15 protein-coding genes are annotated in these 19191 nt (G+C 55.1%); 5 read left to right on the top strand and 10 right to left on the bottom strand.

Annotated elements, in window-relative coordinates; all coding sequences use genetic code 11:
• The first annotated feature begins 189 nt into the window (after positions 1-189).
• Positions 190-1266, top strand: coding sequence for an anthranilate phosphoribosyltransferase (trpD, locus tag D8M23_RS03140; RefSeq protein WP_126853649.1), 1077 nt, complete (start codon positions 190-192; stop codon positions 1264-1266).
• Positions 1267-1372: 106 nt separating this feature from the next.
• Here the strand turns inward: trpD and D8M23_RS03135 are convergent, their stop codons facing one another.
• Positions 1373-1819, bottom strand: coding sequence for a DUF3054 domain-containing protein (locus D8M23_RS03135; RefSeq protein WP_006887343.1), 447 nt, complete (start codon positions 1817-1819; stop codon positions 1373-1375).
• 422 nt (positions 1820-2241) lie between these two features.
• Between D8M23_RS03135 and D8M23_RS03130 the strand changes: the two genes are divergently transcribed.
• The 3 genes from D8M23_RS03130 to D8M23_RS03120 all read left to right on the top strand — a co-directional run bounded on the left by D8M23_RS03130 (position 2242) and on the right by D8M23_RS03120 (position 4238).
• The gene (locus D8M23_RS03130; RefSeq protein WP_238693742.1) at positions 2242-2664 is read left to right on the top strand and encodes an NfeD family protein; all 423 of its coding nucleotides are present in this window, start codon (positions 2242-2244) and stop codon (positions 2662-2664) included.
• 89 nt (positions 2665-2753) lie between these two features.
• A complete protein-coding gene (locus tag D8M23_RS03125) occupies positions 2754-3734 on the top strand; it encodes an SPFH domain-containing protein (RefSeq protein WP_051121976.1) in 981 nt (326 codons plus the stop codon).
• Positions 3735-3896: 162 nt separating this feature from the next.
• Complete coding sequence (locus tag D8M23_RS03120) at positions 3897-4238, top strand: RNA polymerase-binding protein RbpA (protein WP_006887345.1); 342 nt, start codon at positions 3897-3899, stop codon at positions 4236-4238.
• Between the two features lie 100 nt (positions 4239-4338).
• On the opposite strand, the gene D8M23_RS03115 is transcribed toward D8M23_RS03120, so the two are convergent.
• The 6 genes from D8M23_RS03115 to D8M23_RS03090 all read right to left on the bottom strand — a co-directional run bounded on the left by D8M23_RS03115 (position 4339) and on the right by D8M23_RS03090 (position 13244).
• Positions 4339-5931 carry an APC family permease gene (locus D8M23_RS03115; protein ID WP_126853647.1) on the bottom strand — a complete coding sequence of 531 codons (1593 nt, stop codon included), beginning with the start codon at positions 5929-5931 and terminating at the stop codon, positions 4339-4341.
• Between the two features lie 285 nt (positions 5932-6216).
• On the bottom strand, positions 6217-7557 hold the full coding sequence (gene gabT, locus D8M23_RS03110; RefSeq protein ID WP_174234601.1) for a 4-aminobutyrate--2-oxoglutarate transaminase: 1341 nt from the start codon (positions 7555-7557) through the stop codon (positions 6217-6219).
• 177 nt (positions 7558-7734) lie between these two features.
• The gene (locus D8M23_RS03105; RefSeq protein ID WP_126853643.1) at positions 7735-9162 is read right to left on the bottom strand and encodes a gamma-aminobutyraldehyde dehydrogenase; all 1428 of its coding nucleotides are present in this window, start codon (positions 9160-9162) and stop codon (positions 7735-7737) included.
• A 127-nt stretch (positions 9163-9289) separates the two neighbouring features.
• Positions 9290-10762, bottom strand: a complete 1473-nt coding sequence (locus D8M23_RS03100) for an NAD-dependent succinate-semialdehyde dehydrogenase (RefSeq protein ID WP_126853641.1) — start codon at positions 10760-10762, stop codon at positions 9290-9292.
• A 55-nt stretch (positions 10763-10817) separates the two neighbouring features.
• Complete coding sequence (locus D8M23_RS03095; protein ID WP_081697419.1) at positions 10818-11708, bottom strand: universal stress protein; 891 nt, start codon at positions 11706-11708, stop codon at positions 10818-10820.
• A 93-nt stretch (positions 11709-11801) separates the two neighbouring features.
• Complete coding sequence (locus tag D8M23_RS03090; protein WP_126853639.1) at positions 11802-13244, bottom strand: flavin monoamine oxidase family protein; 1443 nt, start codon at positions 13242-13244, stop codon at positions 11802-11804.
• A gap of 189 nt (positions 13245-13433) precedes the next feature.
• Between D8M23_RS03090 and D8M23_RS03085 the strand changes: the two genes are divergently transcribed.
• Complete coding sequence (locus D8M23_RS03085; protein ID WP_238693741.1) at positions 13434-14126, top strand: TetR/AcrR family transcriptional regulator; 693 nt, start codon at positions 13434-13436, stop codon at positions 14124-14126.
• Positions 14127-14231: 105 nt separating this feature from the next.
• On the opposite strand, the gene D8M23_RS03080 is transcribed toward D8M23_RS03085, so the two are convergent.
• The 3 genes from D8M23_RS03080 to D8M23_RS03070 form a co-directional block, all read right to left on the bottom strand.
• The gene (locus tag D8M23_RS03080; protein WP_023133068.1) at positions 14232-14966 is read right to left on the bottom strand and encodes a polyprenol monophosphomannose synthase; all 735 of its coding nucleotides are present in this window, start codon (positions 14964-14966) and stop codon (positions 14232-14234) included.
• A gap of 176 nt (positions 14967-15142) precedes the next feature.
• Complete coding sequence (locus D8M23_RS03075; protein ID WP_126853636.1) at positions 15143-16228, bottom strand: amidohydrolase; 1086 nt, start codon at positions 16226-16228, stop codon at positions 15143-15145.
• Positions 16229-16267: 39 nt separating this feature from the next.
• Entirely contained in the window at positions 16268-19165 is a 2898-nt protein-coding gene (locus D8M23_RS03070) for a DEAD/DEAH box helicase (protein ID WP_126853634.1), read from the bottom strand.
• Positions 19166-19191: the final 26 nt, after the last annotated feature.

The raw sequence follows: 19191 nt of genomic DNA, 5'->3' as shown, positions 1-19191 counted from the left end.
ACCCTAAATACGTTAAAAATTACCTAGAAAAACCCCAAGAATTCGCGGATTTTGGCTTCCGCGATGACTCTGCAGTTTTTGTAATGTTCCGGTTAGTTGCCAGGCGCCGGTGAATCTTTGGGCTGTGTAGAGCGGTAGGGGAGATGCACAAAACCTGTTGTTTTGTATGTAGGGCTTAGAATCGAGAGTATGAACGCTACTGTATCTGAGCCTTTGAGCTGGAAGCAGATCCTCAACCAGCTGATAAAAAACATTGACCTCACCGTGGACCAGATTGACTGGGCCATGAATCAGATAATGACCGGAGCAACCCCCGAATCGGTGTTAGCCTCTTTTCTGACGGCGCTGCATATGAAAGGGGAGACCCCTGCCGAATTAGGGGCTTTGGCGCGCGGTATGCTTGCCAAAGCCGAAAAGGTGAATATTGGCCCGGACGCTGTCGATATTGTTGGCACCGGGGGAGACCAGCAGAATACCGTAAACATCTCAACAATGGCAGCTCTCGTTATTGCTGGCACTGGAGCCACCGTGGTTAAGCATGGAAACCGTGCATCCACTTCTAAATCTGGTTCTGCTGATGTTTTGGAGGCCTTGGGAATCCGCCTTGATATGCCCATCGAGTCTGTTGCGGAATGCGCTCAGAAGACGGGTATTACGTTCCTTTTCGCTATGACTTTTCATCCGGCAATGCGTTTTGTGGGGCCAACCCGCCGTGCGCTGGGTATTCCTACTGCGTTTAACTACCTGGGGCCCATGACAAACCCGGCTCGGGTGCGGTCCTCTGCTATTGGGGCTGCGCACCAGGAAATGGCCCCTAAGATAGCCCAGGTTTTTGCTGACCGGGGGGATCACGCCATAATTTTCCGTGGTAATGATGGGTTGGATGAGTTAAGCATCGCCACATCCTCACAGTTGTGGGAAGCCTCTGCAGGTGAACTTAAAGAATATACGTTCACCCCAAGCGACTATGGAGTGCGCCATGCCCCACTGGAGGCTTTACGGGGCGGGGACGCCCAATATAACGCCACAATTTTTCGGGCCATTCTTGCTGGAGAAGGTGGAAACGGGGGAGAGCTGGGTCCTATCCGTGATGCGGTACTGATTAATGCGGCGGCTGGTTTAACAGCCTACCGGGACTCCGATGAAGGCGCTTTCGACGAGCGCTATACTCAGGCACTTGCAGACGTACGGGAATCCATTGACTCTGGTGCAGCTGACAGTGTCTTGAATCGATGGATCGATTTTAGTCGTGCAGCAGCGGAATAGAATAAGTAGCATATTCGTCAGCTAAATATCGTGAAGGTGCGAAAGACTTGCCGGTTTTTCACACCTTCACGTTAAGGTTGAATGTTTATGTTCAGGGGGAGTAGGGTTATTTCTTTTTTCGGGTATTTAGTTTAAGCACCAGAGCTGCGACCGCCCGCCAGGTGAAAAATAACACGCCCAAGGCGCAGATAGAGACAATGATAAAGCTAATCTGCGCAATCTCACCGGTAGCCACTGCCCGTAGGATATGGCCGACGGCAAGAGTTCCACACCAAGCACACAAGCCCTGAACCCACAGGTTTTTAGGACGCTTACCGGTCTTGAAAACAGACATAAAAATAAAGACAAACCATACACAGGCCACACCAATCAGAAAGGGTCGAGCGGCTTCAAAAACATGATCAAGGGAGTACCCATGATTCTTCACACCGATGAAGGCAAAGAGAATCACCACGACAAAATCTATGAGTGCAGAGACCGCAATAGGAACGCCCCGAGACGCCGTGGCATTCTTGAGAGTATCGCGGCTTAACTGAGGATCACGGGAGCGCATAAGGAACATCTTTCTAGGGAAGAAACTGGAAAATCCTGATGCATCGATTGTATCGGTTATGTTCTCGTGCAGGTGCTGAATTCGCAGTCATGTAAAGGCCAACATCTATAGAAGCGGAACCAGGATTTAATGGCGTTGGGTGAGTACGGTGTGTTCCACAGGCGCTAGGCAGGACGCACCGAGAAGGTCAAGAAGGCGTAGATATCAGCTTGATGGGGTAGTGAATTTTAGCTTTACTTTACATAATGTATATTATCGGTTTTATAGGAACCTTGGTATCAGCTGTAAATCATTGATTGGTGATATTGCTCATGGGATAATGCTTCCAGTGGGCTCCTAACCCAAAGCCCATCATTGAACCTGCAATGAGGAGGAAATCAATGCTTGACTGGTTCATAGCTACACCATGGGCTTTGTGGCTTGTGATAGCCATTTTGCTGGCGCTGATTGAAGTTCTCTCACTGGACTTAGTGTTCCTGATGTTCTCTGTTGCGGCATTGGTCACAAGCGCATCAACTCCCATTAACCAGACATTCATCGGCCAATGCATAGTTTTCTGCGTTGTTGGCGTGCTCTTAGTTTTTATACTCCGACCCCGTTTGCTGGCACGGTTGAATAAAAATACTCCTGAAAACACTACTAATGTTGCTGCACTGTTAGGCCAGGAAGTTGAAGTTGTACAGGCTGTCACCGCTGATGGCGGATTGGTGCGCCTTGAAGGCGATATATGGAGTGCCCGTTCAACTCTAGGGACTATACCCGCCGGAGGCAAAGCGCGTGTTGTAGAGATTGACGGAGCTACCGCCATCGTTGGAACTATTCAGGAGCAGCCTCTACTCCCCTAGCTAACCCTATTTAATCACCGCTCCAAAATTCGATAATATATTCGAAAATTTGGATTTTGCTCTAAGGAGGAATATCTAGAGTGTTTAACATTCTAACCATTATTGGTATAGCACTGGTGATCTTCGTGGTCATCGCTTTAATACGAACTATCAGGGTGATCCCTCAGGCTCGTGCGGGTATCGTTGAGCGCTTGGGTAGGTACCACACTACTTTCCATCCTGGTTTACATATTGTGATCCCTTTCTTGGATCGGCTGCTGCCGCTAATCGATTTGCGTGAACAGGTTGTTTCATTCCCCGCACAGTCTGTGATTACCGAAGATAACCTCGTGGTTGGCATCGACACCGTGGTCTACTTCCAGGTGACCGATCCTAAAGCCGCGACCTACGAGATTACTAACTACATTCGTGCGGTAGATGAACTAACGAGCGCAACCCTGCGTAACGTGGTGGGTGGGCTAAACCTCGAACAGGCTCTCACCTCCCGCGATCAGATTAACACCGAGCTGCGTGGCGTTCTCGATTCAACCACTGGTCGCTGGGGCCTGCGTATCTCCCGCGTCGATATTAAAGAGATCCAGCCGCCGCACTCCATCCAAGACTCGATGGAGAAGCAGATGCGTGCAGAACGTGACCGTCGTGCCGCTATTCTTACTGCAGAAGGTAAGAAACAGTCCGATATCCTCACGGCAGAGGGTGAATCCCGTGCCGCAATTCTGCGTGCAGAAGGTGAAAAACAAGCGCAGATTCTTCGTGCAGAAGGTGACGCACAGTCGACTGTGCTCAGGGCAGATGGTGAAGCTGACGCTGTGCGCAAGGTGTTCGAGGCTATTCACCAGTCGAACCCCAGCCAGCAGCTGCTGACATACCAGTACCTGCAGACGCTGCCTAAGCTGGCTGACGGGCAGGCCAATAAGCTCTGGTTTATTCCGACCGAGCTTGGTGATGCACTGCGCGGATTGGGTAATGCTTTCGGGACCCTGCCGGTATCTGATCTTAAGGACGCACCCGTAAATATCACCAAACCTAAGCATGCCGGTGATGATCTCAATGGTGGTTCCGGTTTCTAAAAAATAGCCGTTTAAAACGCCTATAGTGAACTGCAGGCGGGTGGAGACAAGATTTCCCGATATAATGGATGTTTCAAACGTTCGAGGGAAACTCTCTCCCCCGCCTGACGTTATGCACGGATGCCTATAAGCATCAAACCACACCGGCTATTGGAGGAATAAGTGAGCGATCGTAGCCTGCGCGGTATGCGCCTTGGCTCCCAGTCCATGGAAACCGAATCGAACGTACAGCCTGCACCTCGCCAGCGTGTTGAATACCGTACCGCCGACGGCGACCGGGTATTTGTGACCTTCGCGGCCGAAGCTGAAATCCCCCAGACTTGGACTGCTAAATCTGGTAAAGAAGCGTTCCTTGTAAATGGCGACAGCGGTTCCTCCGCAGAGGACGAGAAACCAGTTCGTACCCACTGGGATATGCTCATGGAACGCCGTAGCATTGAAGAGCTGGAGAAAACCCTAGAAGACCGGCTGCAGTACTATCGGTCTCACTTCGCAATCTCGTAATAGATTTTATGGGAAATAGCTAAGGCGGTAACCCGCGTGTATGCGGGTTACCGCCTTAGCTATTTAAGCTTGAAAGGACAGTTTCAAACTGCCTGTAATCCTATTCGATCATGTGCTCAACTTCCATAGGGATCTTTCCTTTAAAGAACGCTGGGCGAACACACCGCTGATATGTCATAACACACAGCCCCAGAATAAGTATTGCTACGCTCAAGCAGAAAACAAGCCCGACTCCCCCAATCTCGGAACCTGACCCGTATCCGGGATCCATCGAATCGTAGCTGGTTCGTGCAAAGAACACTAGAAGCATAATGCCGCCCAGCAGCGGGAAAAGGAACTTATTCAAGAATTCCTTAACCCCTGAAGAAAACGAAATTTTACGGAAATACCATACGCATGCGAACGCTGTAATCCCGTAGTACAGGCATACCATGAGGCTCAGCGCAGAGATTGTATCCCACAGGACAGATGTAGAGATAAAACGCATAAGAACGTAAAACAGTGTAGCGATTAAACAGGAAGCAAGCGTTGCGTAGCTTGGGGACTGGAATTTAGGGCTAATATTCGCGAACTTGGGCCCCAGAGCCTTGTAATAGCCCATTGCCAGCAGCGTGCGGGCTGGCGACACAGCGGTTGATTGCAAAGAGGCAAGGGCAGAAATCAGCACTGCAAACGACATCATAATGCCAAGAGCCCCCAAGACAGGGCCGGAGAGAGCAGCAAAAATATTCTCCTGGTTGTCAGGGTTGCCCAGTCCCAGCTCTTCCGATGAGGTGCCTGCGAAAGCTAGGGTGCCAACTGAGATAAGCAGATAGAGAAGAACCACAGTTAAAATGGTTCCCACCGCGGCCTGCCCGCTGGTGGTGTGCTCCCCTTCTGTCTCCTCATTCATGGTGAGCACCGCGTCCCAGCCCCAGTAAATAAAGAACACAAGAGAAATACCGGATGAAAAGGCTGAGAAAGATTCAACTCCAAACGGGTTAAACCATTCAAAGGTTGGGGATAAATTAGCGAAACCCCCTCCAGTGATGGCCTTATAGAGAGCAACGATAGCAAAGATAGCGAGAACTACAAGCTGGAAAATAATAAATACAGTTTGGATTTTCTGGGTGGCATCTAGGCCGCGGTAGGTGATATAGCATCCGAAAGCCATAAATACTAAGAAAGTTCCAATATTAATGAGGTTATTGCTGGATAGAGTAGCCAGATCAGGGTTTGAGAAAACCTGTGAAAGGGCTAGGTAGAAGAAATCAACAGCGATCCCTGCCAAGTTCGAGAGAACCAAGATAGTAGCAGCAAGAAGCGCCCAGCCCCCAATCCATCCGACCCACGGGCCAAATGCTTTGGTGGTCCATGTGAAGGTGGTTCCTGCATCGGGCATAGCAGCATTGAGCTCTCGGTACCCGATGGCCACTAAAAGCATGGGGATGAAACCGATCAGGAAGATAGCAGGCATATGCTCACCTGCAACAGCCCCTACAGGCCCTAGTGCCCCGGACAAAGAATATGCTGGGGCAACCACAGAAATACCAATAATAATAGACCCAAAGAGAGAAACGGATCCGGAAGAAAGCCCCTTCTTATTGGCGGCGCTGGTATCTATAGCGCCATGAGGGTGCGCTGGTGCAGCGTCCTGAATATGGACCTGCCCGTGAGGATTAGACTGTTTATGAGACTGACTATTCTGAGTCAAGGTGCCTCTCCTTTCGGAGCTATCTCATCGCTAGATGGGTGTGTGCTCATAGCGACCTGCTCAATATGTGATTCATCTTATGGAGTTAAGATTATACTAGAAATTTTAAACTGTAAGTGACATCACTAGTGATTGTTTTATTTTATACATAAAATATGTGAGGCAAGATATCGCGGTAAATGATATGTAATCTGCAAACTAAATATTGGTATATGTGATGCAAAATAAATTAGGTATGGTAAAGCCCCGGCCGCGAGAAATACCGGGGCTTTACCAATAAACGTACTAGGCTACATCACGAATTCCTGCCACAAGGATATCCATAGCCTGTTCTAATAGCTCATCAGGCATCGCCAAAGGCGGTAGGAGTCGCACCACATTACCGTACGTGCCGCAGGTAAGAATCAGTACGCCATGATCCCGGCAATAAGCTGCCACATCCTTAGCCGCCGTAGGGTGCGGAGCTTTAGAAATGGAATCAGCCACAAACTCTAAGGCCAGCATGGCACCACGGCCACGGAAATCACCTACGATATCTAACTCCTCAACCAAAGGAGTCAGCTTTGCCGTCACAATCTCCTCAATACGTAGCGCGCGGGCATTCAAATCCCACTCCTGCATAGTTTCAATAGCGGCAAGAGCCGCAGCACATGACACCGGGTTTCCGCCGTAGGTGCCGCCCAAACCGCCCGGCTGAACCTTTTCAAAAAGCTCCGCACGGCCAGTTACTGCTGAAAGCGGCATACCACCAGCAATCCCTTTGGCGGTTGTTACCAGATCAGGTTCAACCCCCTCATACTCGCTGGCAAACCATTTGCCAGTACGACAGAAACCGGACTGAACCTCATCCGCGATGAACACGATGCCCTTCTCATGAGCCCACGAAACCAGGGCAGGCATGAACCCCTCCGCAGGCACAATGAAACCGCCTTCACCCTGAATCGGTTCTAGCACAATGGCGGCAACATACTCTGAACCAATCTGCTTTTCGATCACATCAATCGTGCGCTGTGCCGCTTCTTTACCGTCCATTGTCGGCTCGTCACGGTACGGGTAGCTCATTGGGGCGCGGTAGATCTCCGGAGCGAACGGGCCAAACCCCTTCTTATAGGGGGCAGCTTTAGCGGTCAGCGCCATTGTCAGGTTGGTGCGCCCGTGGTATGCGTGGTCAAAAACCACCACAGCGTTACGGCCGGTGGCCGCACGGGCAATCTTGACAGCGTTCTCCACGGCCTCGGCGCCGGAATTAAAAAGTACAGAGCGCTTCTCAAAATTGCCAGGGGTTAACTCATTCAGCTTCTCAGCAACAGCTACATACCCCTCATACGGGGTCACCATAAAACAGGTGTGCGTGAAATGGGCAACCGCCTCCTGAACAGCCTGAACAACCTTCGGGGCTGAAGCGCCGACGCTTGTAACGGCAATACCGGAGCCCAGATCGGCCCAAGAATTACCATCTGCGTCAACGATAACGCCGCCATCCGCATCCACCGCATACACCGGCATACCAGAAGCCACCGAGGCTGGAACCGCCGCAGAACGGCGCTGTCCCAAGGCACGTGAAACAGGCCCGGGAAATTCACCTGTAAGTTTAATATCTTGCGGAAGACGATACATCTCTACCATGAGAACACCTTTCATAGGTGGCGCGCAGAACATATTGCGCGCACTAATATTTATGGATGCAGCCAACCCTGCGGCGCAGGCGCTAATACGCCCGCACCGCTTCGGATTAACACGCTGAAGGGATAGAAGGCACCAGCACCCCGCCCGAAGGTGCAAGAGGCTGGCAAAAGGGTGGGATTATGCGCTCAAATCGCTCATGACGTGCTTCACACGGGTGTACTCCTCCACCGAATACAGCGAAAGATCCTTGCCATAGCCGGAGAACTTAAACCCACCATGAGGCATTTCAGCGGTCAGCAACACGTGCGTGTTAATCCATACGGCTCCGAAATCCAGGTCCCGGGACACACGCATTGCCGTACCATGGTTCGAAGTCCACACCGAAGAAGCCAGCGCATACTCCACATCATTCGCCAGATTGATAGCCTCCTGCTCAGTCGTAAACGGCTGAAGAGTGAGCACCGGGCCGAAAGTTTCCTCCTGCACGATGGCATCGTCCTGGTGTACACCGCTCAATACAGTGGGCTCAATAAAGAACCCGCGGGTGCCGCACTGCTTACCGCCCGTCTCGACCGTCACATGCCCAGGCAGGCCCTTGAGCTTACCCATCACAGTATTGAAATGGTTCACGTTATTTAACGGCCCATAGAAATTCTTCGAATCGTCCTCGTTGCCAGTGACTGTATCCCGAGCGGCAGCGACCAGAAGATCGCGGAACTGCTCATAAACGCTATCCTGAACCAGCACACGAGTGACAGCAGTACAATCCTGGCCAGCGTTAAAATACCCGAAATCAGCCAGCATACGGGCGGTGCGCGGCAAATCTGCATCCGCAAAAACAACCGCCGGGGCCTTACCACCCAGCTCAAGATGCGAACGCTTCAACCCAGCAGCCGCACCGGTAGCCACCGCCCGGCCTGCCCGCACCGACCCGGTGATAGACACCATCGCGGGGGCTGGATGATTAACCATCGCAGCGCCCGTAGCGCCAGTACCGAGCACAACATTAAAAACCCCAGCTGGGAAAATATCGGCGATAAGCTTCGCCAGCTCTAACGTAGACTCTGGGGTGGTATCCGAAGGCTTCAGCACCACCGTATTACCAGCGGCTAAGGCGGGGCCGATTTTCCACAGTGCCATCATCAACGGATAGTTCCAAGGGGTGACTTGGGCTACAACACCCACGGGTTCCCTCCGCACATACGACGTATGCCCCTCCATATACTCGGCAGCAGCCTTACCCTCTAAGGTGCGGGCTGCGCCAGCGAAGAAACGAACCTGGTTTGCCCCGGCCAGCACCTCCTCGTCCCGAATCATCTCACGCGGCTGGCCGGTATTACGATGCTGCGCTTCAACCAGAGCATCCGCGTTCTTTTCCAACGCGTCTGCAAGCTTCAGAAGCATTAGCTGACGATCGGCTGGAGTGGTATGTTTCCATGTCTTAAACGCCTCCTGCGCCGCCCGCATGGCTGCATCCACTTCATCCGCAGTAGAAACCGGGGCAAGAGCCACCGTCTCACCGGTGACCGGATAAACAACCTCCAGCTCCTCAGCCGAGGCCGAATCAACGAACTCGCCATTTATAAAATTCTTCAAGCGCTTCATAACGTCTCTCCTTCGGGTTGTTAGAGCAACCGCGCCTTAACGCGATAGCTTTTTGTGTGTGCCCGCCACACCAACCAGAGTGCGGCGAACCCTAAAAGAAATATGAGGTACTTGTGCCGATACGAAACTATCCCACGTACGGGTCCCTCACCCCAATGTACTGGGTGTAGGTGTACTCAGCGATACCTTCGGCGGCACCTTCACGACCCAAACCGGAATGCTTCACCCCACCGAACGGGGCCGCAGCATTCGACATCACCCCCACGTTCAGCCCCATCATGCCGAACTCTAGACAGTCAGCCATCCGCAGGGCACGGGACGTATCACTTGTGAACACATAGGAAGCCAAACCATACTCGGTGCTATTCGCCAACTGCACCGCCTCCCGTTCGGTCGTAAACGTCAGCACAGGAGCTACCGGGCCAAAAATTTCCTCACGGATCACACGGGCATCACGGGGAACATCCACCAGTACTGTAGGTGCATAGAAGTATCCCGAACCGTTTATAGTGTGTCCCCCCACCATCGCACGTGCGCCGCGTTCCAGCGCATCCTGCACAAGTTCAGATACAGAATCCACCGCTTTCTGCTCAATGAGCGGCCCGCACGTGGTGTCCGAATCAAGACCGTTTCCTACCTTAAGAGCCCCAATTTTAGCGGCTAACCGGGCGGAGAATTCCTCAGCTACCGACTCATGCACCAAGAACCGGTTGGCGGCAGTGCACGCCTCCCCCATATTGCGCATCTTGGCGCCCATAGCACCCTCAACGGCTTCAGCAATATTCGCGTCCTCAAAGACAATAAACGGTGCATTACCGCCCAGCTCCATCGAAGTACGCAAAACATTCTGAGCTGCCGCAGCCAAAAGCGCCTTACCAACAGGGGTGGACCCGGTAAACGAGAGCTTACGCAGCCGCTGATCAGCCAACAAAGGCTCCGAAATAGCTGAAGCTGAGGCTGAAGGCACCACATTAAGCACCCCCGCGGGTAAACCGGCATCCAGCATAGTCTGTGCGAAATACTGGGACGTTAGCGGAGTAAGACGTGCAGGCTTAAGAACTATGGTGCACCCGGCAGCAATCGCTGCACCCGCCTTACGAGTAGCCATTGCCAACGGAAAATTCCACGGAGTGATCAGCAGGCACGGACCAACAGGTTTGCGGGCTACCAGGACGCGGTTCTTACCCTCTGGAGTGGGGTGGTATCGGCCATAATCACGTACAGCTTCCTCCGAGAACCAGCGCAAAAACTCGGCACCGTAGACAACCTCCCCGTGAGATTCCGCCAGAGGCTTACCCATCTCAAGGGTCATTAAGGTAGCGAAATCGTCGGCGCGTGCAATGACTAGCTCATATACGCGGCGCAGAATCTCGGCGCGTTCACGTGGCGATGTAGCAGCCCACTGCTGCTGTACCGCACACGCGGCATCCAGAGCCGCAACCGCATCCTCACTCGTGGCCGACGATACAGCGGCAAGTTTCTCTTCCGTTGCCGGGTTAATAACATCGAATACTTCATCCGATGAGCTGGGCCGCCACGAGCTGCCAATCAGCAAACCTGTAGGCACCTTCGCCACCAGTGCCTCAACATTTACGCTCATATATTCTCTCCTTTTAGCAATAAATGCGCTACCGAAATATAACAATGCCCTGCGGCTACTCAATGACCGGTATGGAACCCGTCCACGGCTGCTGCTGCGACCCTTTACGCCCTGGATGGTAATCGCGTGGGACAACCACCAGCGGGATAGGCAGCTTAGTCATAATCTTCGCGGTTGTAGAACTCAGGAACAACTCGCCGCGCTGAGCCAGTTTGGAAGAGCCCGCCATTAAAATAGCGTTCTCATCCCAGTGCACAGAATCCACTGCCTCCACGATCGTGGTCCCAGCACCCACTGCGATACTTAGCTGCTGCGGGTTTTGCGGTGCAACGTTTGACTGTTCCACCAAATCTTCAATACTCGCCCGGTACAACTCGTCATCCGCTGCCCCGTTTTGCTCATACAACGAAACTAAACGCACCGGTAAACCCGTTCGATTCTGGGTGGCGATAGCCTCTTCCACGAGGTTAATCGAATCAATATCAGGAGAAATTGCACAATCAATCTGATTAATGACGTGATCCGCGCTGTAATCACGCGGCGCTAAGGCAACAGGCACACGGGAACGGTGTAAAAGCGCGTTTCCCACTGCCCCCAAAGAGTGCCATAACCAATTGCCGCTATTGCCGCCGCCCACAATAATCAGTCCTGCGTCAATAGCTCCGGCTAACTCCATAAGACCCGCAACCGCAGAATCAGCGCGACGCAAATGAAAACGCGCTTTCACATCGGTGGGCACCAAATATTGCGCCTCTTCCAGCCAACCCACCGCCTGCTCCTGAAGTAGGTCACCAAAGTTTGATTTGGGAGCTGCAAGGCGAGGGTTCTGCGGCTTAATAACGTACACAACGTTTAACTCGGCCCCCAAAGAGCGGGCTAAGACCGTGCCTAAATTCAACGCGGCACGACCACGCGCATCAGGAGAATACCCTACAACGTACTTCATATTTCCCATCCGTAAATTCAGTAGCTCTACTGGGCGCACCCTAGTATTCAGATGCACCCAGTAAAGCTACCCGTGTGTGCTCTTACGAGGTGACTATTTGAGCTTCGCATCCAGCGTGGCTGCGGTCTTCTCCCCCATTCGTACCGCACCATCTACATGCTGGTAGCCATCAGAAGCAATATCAGAGCATGACCAGTAAATCGGCCCAACCGGGGTGAGCTGATCAGCACCATACCGGTGCAAACCACCCAAATCGTAGCTAGCAGCATATGCCCCGCGGGTCCACTCCTCGGCGCCCCAGTCAGATTCGTAGTACACGATGGGGTTTTTCGTTTCCTCCCCCAGCATCTGAGCCATAGAATCAAGAATCCGAGCCTTACGCTCCTCAGCACTGATAGTGAACATTTTGTCGGCTGCCTCATCTGAGACGAAACCTACCAGCGTGCCGCGTGACTCTTCCTGGTCGGTCTGCGGGTCATAGTTGGTGTTATCGTAAATCTCCTGCACCAGGTTATTAGCGGCGAAACAGGTACCTGAAAGACCCTTATCACGCCAGAAAGGAGTGGGGTACACGGCGTGCACCTTAATAACAAGCCCCAGCGACTGGTGCTGATGCATCTGATGCTGACGGCGATCCAACGCGGGTACGAAATGAACACGGGAATACAGGTTCGGCGGAACCGCCACCACCACATATTTAGCGCGCACAATAACGTTATCGGCAGGGGAAGCCACGCCGTCTTCCGAGAATGCCTCAGCCTCAACACGCACCGGGTACTCCCCCGGCTCCTGCCACCGCAGAACACGTGCCGGATGACCCAAGATAATATTCTCAGCCCCTACCTTCTGCGCAAGAGCCAAAGAGACGGATTGCATACCGCCCACCACACGCTTATCCAGAATAAAATCTTCATCAACAAGATTTGAGAACGACCCAGCCGAAGCTGCCATTAGTACCGCCTGCAGCGCCGAGAATGCGTGAGCCGGTTTGGTGAGCATGCCTCCGGCAATAAAAAGCCCAATATTATTGCAGGCTTCTTCGTCATCCGACTGCGTGCGGAGCCAATGGTGAAAACTGATGGTGTCAAGCTCACGGGCCTTGGGGTGGGCCCACGGCTGCTGCGCCCCAATCTCAGCGGCGAGCGCATCTAGTTTTTCAATGAGGCGCACCATTTCCTGTTGGGTTTTTTCATTGGCGGGGAACATGTCTCCCGTGTAGCGGTGCATGGTGCCGTTGGGGTCGCGGTAGAGGTTTTCGCCATCACGGTAGCGGGAGAAGGTTTTGAGGCCTAGTTCGCTAATGAGGGAGATTAGGGCGGTCTGGTCGGGTGAGACCCATTGGCCGCCGATTTCTAGGAATGCGCCGTTGATGTGGTTGCTCCAGGTGCGGCCGCCTACACGTTCGCGTGCTTCGATGACGGCTACGGTGTGGCCTGCTTGTTGCAGGCGGTATGCGGCGGTTAGTCCGGAGGGGCCCGCGCCGATGATTGCAACGTCGCGGGTTAGTTCGGTCGTGGTTGCATCTTTGGGTATCACGGTTCTTACACCTTTCGCTTGGCGAATTCTAAAAACGAATTCTGTTCGTTTTAGTGTATCCCAGAACACAAATAAATTGAAGTTGGTGATTTCTTGGGGCGTAAAATCTGTGGGTTTTACCTGTGTGTTTCGGTTATTGGGAGGGTTTTTGAGATTAAAATTTATAGCGAAAGATATGTGGGGTGTAGTGTGAGTTTTTCTTCTTCGCGGCGTGTGGGGCGTCCGTCTTCTACGGTGTTGAGTGCTTCAAAGATCGCTCGTCAAGCTCGTCGGCTTCTTGCGCGGGATGGGAATTTTACGATGGGTGCGTTGGCGCGGGAGTTGAGAGTGGCGCCGTCGTCTCTTTATAACCATTTCCAGTCTCGTGATGAGGTTTTGGGGGCTGTTAGTGATGCGGTGGTTAGTGAAATTCGGGTGGATTCTTTGCGGGAGGCTGTTGTGGTTATTGCTGAGCGGGAGCTTACGGTGGAGGCGAAGACTGAGTTGTGGGTTTCTGCTTTTGGTGCCTGGGGTGTTTCTTATCGGGATGCTTTTAGTGAGAGCGCGGAGTTGGTGGCGGCTTTGGCGTTGACTCCGGTGGGGTGGGCTCCGCAGACTTTGCGGATGTATGAGCTGGTGTTGGAGGCGCTGGCGGCGTTTGGGTGTCCGCAGGAGCGGGCGCTGAGTGTGGTTGAGGCGTTGGAGGCGTTTCTTTTGGGGGCCGCTTTGGATGCGAATGCGCCTGATCACGTTTTTGATCCTGCTGTTGCTGGGGGCGATTATCCGCGTTTGCAGGAGGCGTATCGGATGTTGCGGGGTGGGGCTGTTGCCCCGGCGGAGGATGCTTTTGCGGTGGGTTTGGAGGCGATGCTGTATGGGTTGGCTCGGCGGGTGCTTTTGTGAGGGTGTGGTGGTTCTTCTCCCCTGCTGGATGGCGTGTGTGGGTTGGGGACACGCATAGGGTGCCCGGCCTGTGTGGTTTCGGGCACCCTATTGAGGTGTGGGGCTTTATTTGCCGAATTTTTTCTTGAGTGTGTTTACTCGGTTTGTGAGGCCCCAGCTGGTGACTTTGCGCATTGAGTCGAAGATGATGTTGCCGGTCATTTTTGAGGCTCCGATTTCGCGTTCGACGAAGGTGATGGGTACTTCGACGATTTTGAGTCCGGCTTGTTCTGAACGCCAGGCGAGGTCAACTTGGAAGACGTAGCCTTTGGAGTCGATGCCGTCGAGGTTGAGCCGCTGGAGTGCGTCGCGGCGGTAGGCGCGGAAGCCTGCGGTGATGTCTTTGACTTTGGTGCCGAGGATCGTGCGAGTGTAGAGGTTCGCGCCGCGGGAGAGGATCTGGCGGTGGATGGGCCAGTTTTTGGTTTTGCCGCCGGGCACGTACCGGGATCCGATGGCTAGATCTGCACCGGCTTCTACGGCGCGCACGAGTGAGGGCAGCTGCTCGGGCTGGTGGGAGCAGTCTGCGTCCATTTCGATGAGTATTTCGTAGCCTTCGGCGAGGCCCCAGTCGAATCCTGCGAGGTATGCGCCGCCGAGGCCGTCTTTGACGGTGCGGTGCAGTACGTGGATTTGGGGGTCTTTGGCTGCCATGTCGTCGGCGATTTGTCCGGTGCCGTCGGGACTGTTGTCGTCGACAACGAGGATATCGACTTCGGGGGCTGCCTTGCGCAGGCGCTCCACTACGACCGGAAGGTTTTCTTTTTCATTGTATGTGGGAATAACGGTAAGTACGCGCATAAATCTCCCTGAGTTCTTAAATGCGAGTGGGATTGTAAAAACTTTCTCCTAGGGGTCAAGTATACCGGTTGTGGTGTGGGGCGCTGCTATTGGGTGTTTGATGCGGGGGTGTTTTAGGTAAATTTTCAGTTTGTTCACATGTATTTCGGGGTGTTGGTGGGGCTGGGGGCGGGTTTTTATTGTTCCTGGGTGTAGAGGCGCTCTAGCGTGGGTAACGGTACGTCGAGGGCTGGCAGCAGCGGGATGCGGGCGCGGGGGTCGGTGCTCCATGAGGCTACGCGTGAGTCGGGGGCTTGTACCATGAGTTCGGTGACATTCCAGATGGCGAGGTTGGCGGGGGTGTCGGGGGCGAGCTGACCGGCGAAGGGGTTAGCGTCGGCGAGCGCACGGTGGGGGCTGCGGGTGAGTGCGGCGAAGGCGGAGCGTGCGGAGATTCCGTGGGGGGCGGTGGCGAATATTTTGACTGCTTGCCAGCCTAGTGGCGCGTCGAGTGTGGGGTCTGAGCCGATGCTGATGGGGGTCCCGATGGTGTTTGCGCGGCGGGCGAGGTCTGCGTTCTCTGCGGTGGTTTGTAGGCCGAGGCTGATACGTGAGTTAGCGAGCGCCTGAAGTTCTTGGTCGTTGAGGGTTTCTTCGGGTGTGGTTTTTATGGTGTCGAGGCGTAGGGTGAGGTGCGGGTGGGTGCGACGGATGGTTTGTGCGGCGGCGGCTGCTTGGGTGAGGTGCGGGTGTGCGTTGATGCAGAGCGTTAGCTGCGTTTGGGCTGCGGTGTCAGCGAGGTGTTGGGCTTCTGTTGGGGTGTTGGCGTGTAGGCCGGCGAGGGTTAGTGGGGTGCCGTTGAGGGTTTCGTGGGTGTGGGTGATGGTTTCTATGAGGGCGTGCGGCGGGGTGTTGGTGAGGAGGATCCGCAGGTCGGCGGTGGTGTGGGTGCTGGCGAATTGTTGGGCTGCTTCGATGAGCGGCTGTAGGGTGTTGGGGTCGGTGGTGAGGGTGTGGGTGTGGTATCCGGCGTGGTGTGCGGTGGTGAGGTAGGTGAGGATTTCGGCGGTGGTTTTTCCCGTGACGGGTGCGAGGGCGCGGGTGAAGGTGGGGGTGACGAGTCGGCCGTTGAGGTCGATGGTTTCCATGGTGTTGTCGGTGATGGAGCGTGCCCCGGCGTCGGAGCCTGCCCAGCGGACGGTTCCGTGTTCGGTGAGTATGGCGGTGGCGTAGGGGTCTGCTGGGGTGTAGATGCTGCCGTTGAGGAGTACACGTATGGTCATGGTGTTTGTCCTTAGGGTTCGCTGGTGGGGTGGTTTAGGTTAGATGTCGAGGGCGATGACGCCGCGGCGGATGAGGATGATGGCTTTTTCGCAGCGGGCGCGTAAATCGGCGTTGATGCCGTTGATGTGGGTGATCTGGTCGAGGGAGTCGATGACTTGTTTTGCCCAGCGGACGAAGTCGCCTGCGGTGAGGTCAGTGTTTTCGAGGGCTTTGGCGAGGTGTGCGCCGCGTGCCCAGGCGTAGATGGGTTCTACGAGCCCGAAGTCGCAGGCGGGTGTTTGGGGGAGTTTGTGTTCTTCTTCTGAGGCGTTTAGCCGTGCAAGTTCACGGTTTATGGTGGTGATGCTTTCGCGTAGGGAGGGGTGGGGGTAGCGGGGCAGGTGTTCGATGGTGTCGCGTTTTCCTTGGTAGGTGAGGGCGGCGATGGTTGCGGCGATGGCGGCGGGATCGAGGGTGTTGAGAAATCCTGCTTCGAGGCAGAGGCAGGTGAGGAGGTCTTTGTCGCCGTAGATGCGCCGTAGGCTTTGGCCGGTGCTGGTGAGGGTGAGCTCGCCGTCGGTGGCGCGGTTGACGTACCCGTAGCTGGTCAGTAGTTGTGCGATGCGGTTGAAGACGTGGGCGATGGTGTTGGTGCGGCGGGCTATTTGGCGGCGGAGCCCGTCGGTATCAGAGTTGAGCTTGTACCAGCGTTCGGCCCAGCGTGCGTGGGTTTCCCTCTCGGAACACCCGTGGCAGGGGTGGTTACGCATTTTGGTGCGTAGGGTTTCTAACTGTTCTTGTAGCCCGTTGGGGCGTTCGGTGATGGTGCGGTGTTTGGTCTCGCGTGGGGGTTTGTGGTCGATGAGGGCTTGGCGCATGCGCGAGGCGGTGTCGCGGCGTTCTTTGGGGGTTTTGAGGGTGAGCCGTTTGGGGAGTTTGATGCGTGAGACGGGGTCGATAATACCTTCGAAGTCGCGGGGGGTTGCGGTGCGGGTGTGGGCGTCTTCGGTGAGTATTCCGATGCGGGGGTCGGTGTTGGATTCGGCGCGGGTGGTGACCACGGCGTATCCGCGCAGGCGCCCGGTGGGGATGTGGATGATGTCTCCGGGCAGTAGTTCTTGGATACTCTGGTGCGCTTGGGTGCGGGCGTGGCGCTGGTTTGTTTTTTCTGCTTTCTTTTCGAGGGCGCTGATGTCTCGGCGTAATGCGAAGTATTCGGCGAAGTCGCCGAGGTGGCAGCGCATGGATTCGTGGTATCCGGCGAGGGCGTTTTCGTTTTTGCGTACGCGGGCTGCGACGCCGACGACGGATTTGTCGGCCTGGAATTGGGCGAAGGAAGATTCGAGGATTTTCCGGGTGCGTTCTGCCCCGTAGGTTGCGATGAGGTTTGCCGCCATGTTGTAGGTGGGCCGGAATGAGGAGTTCAGCGGGTAGGTGCGGGTGGAGGCGAGGGATGCGACGTGCGCTGCGGTGGTGTTGGGACGCCAGGCGATAACGGCGTGGCCTTCAATGTCGATGCCGCGCCGGCCTGCACGTCCGGTGAGCTGGGTGTATTCGCCGGGGGTGATATCTACGTGGGTTTCACCATTGTATTTGGTGAGTTTTTCGAGGATGACGGTGCGGGCGGGCATGTTAATGCCAAGGGCGAGGGTTTCGGTAGCGAAGACAAGTTTAATGAGGCCGGTGGTAAAAAGCGTTTCGACGGTTTCTTTGAAGAGCGGCAGCATCCCGGCGTGGTGTGCGGCGATGCCGCGAAGGAGCCCTTCTCGCCATTCATAGTAGCCGAGGGTGTTGAGGTCTCGGGTGTCAAGGTGCGCGGTGGCTTCGGCGATGTATGCGCGGATGGTTCGCTGCTGCTCGTCGGTGGTGAGCATCAGATCGGCGTCGATGCACTGGGTGACGGCACCGTCGCACCCGGCGCGGGAGAAGATGAAGCAGATGGCCGGAAGGAGCCCTGCTTTATCGAGAGTGCGTACCATCTCCGGGCGGGAAATACGGTGCGGGCGCAGGGGGTTGTCCTGTGCGGCGTGGGGTGTGCGGCGGCTGTCCTTGAACGTTTGGGCGGTGCTGTGGTGTTTGCGGGTGCGGCGGAACCGTTCACGTTTGCCGCCGCGGCCACGGTAACCCCGGTCAGCCCCGTAACCGGGCCGGAGCTGTTTGAGCTGCGGGTTCAGACGCATCCCGGCGGGTGCGGTGTGCTCGTCGGCGTCTTTTCGGGGGCGTTTCGTAGCGCGGCGGGCACCCGATGCCCTCTCCTCCGGGTCGGGGGTGAAAAGATCCACGATTTGGTTGCCGACCAGCATGTGCTGCCATAGAGGCACAGGCCGGTGCTCCGAGACAATGACGTCGGTGCCGCCGCGCACCGTATCGAGCCAAGCCCCGAACTCTTCGACGTTAGAGACGGTCGCGGAGAGGGAGATAACAGTGACGTGTTCGGGAAGGTGGATAATCGCCTCTTCCCAGACGGCGCCGCGGAACCGGTCGGCAAGGTAGTGCACCTCGTCCAGGATGACGTACCCGAGCCCCTCAAGGGTGGGCGAATCGGCGTAGAGCATATTGCGCAGCACCTCGGTGGTCATCACAAGGACAGGGGCCTCGGCGTTAATGCTCGTATCCCCGGTAAGTAACCCCACGGTCTCTTCACCGTACTCTCGCACAAAATCGTGGTACTTCTGGTTGCTGAGCGCCTTGATGGGGGTGGTGTAGAAAGCTTTGAGACGTTTGCGCAGCGCCAGGTAGATACCGAACTCCCCCACCACGGTTTTGCCGGCACCGGTGGGGGCAGCCACAAGCACCGCCCGACCGGACTCTACACTGCGGCATGCGCTTTGCTGAAAATCATCCAGCGGGAACCCCAGGTTTTTCTCGAAGGCCGCTAGGGCGGTTTTTGCGTGGGCGGCGCGTTGTTGAGCCGCCTGGTACTGTGCGGCGTAGCTGGTGTTCTCGTTATTCGGCATGGTTCTATTCTACCGGTGCGCCAACC

This window comes from Rothia sp. HSID18067, from assembly GCF_003989445.1.
Classification (GTDB): Bacteria; Actinomycetota; Actinomycetes; order Actinomycetales; family Micrococcaceae; genus Rothia; species Rothia aeria.
Note: the sequence above shows the minus strand (reverse complement) of the source record. Positions and strands in the feature narration are given on the sequence as shown.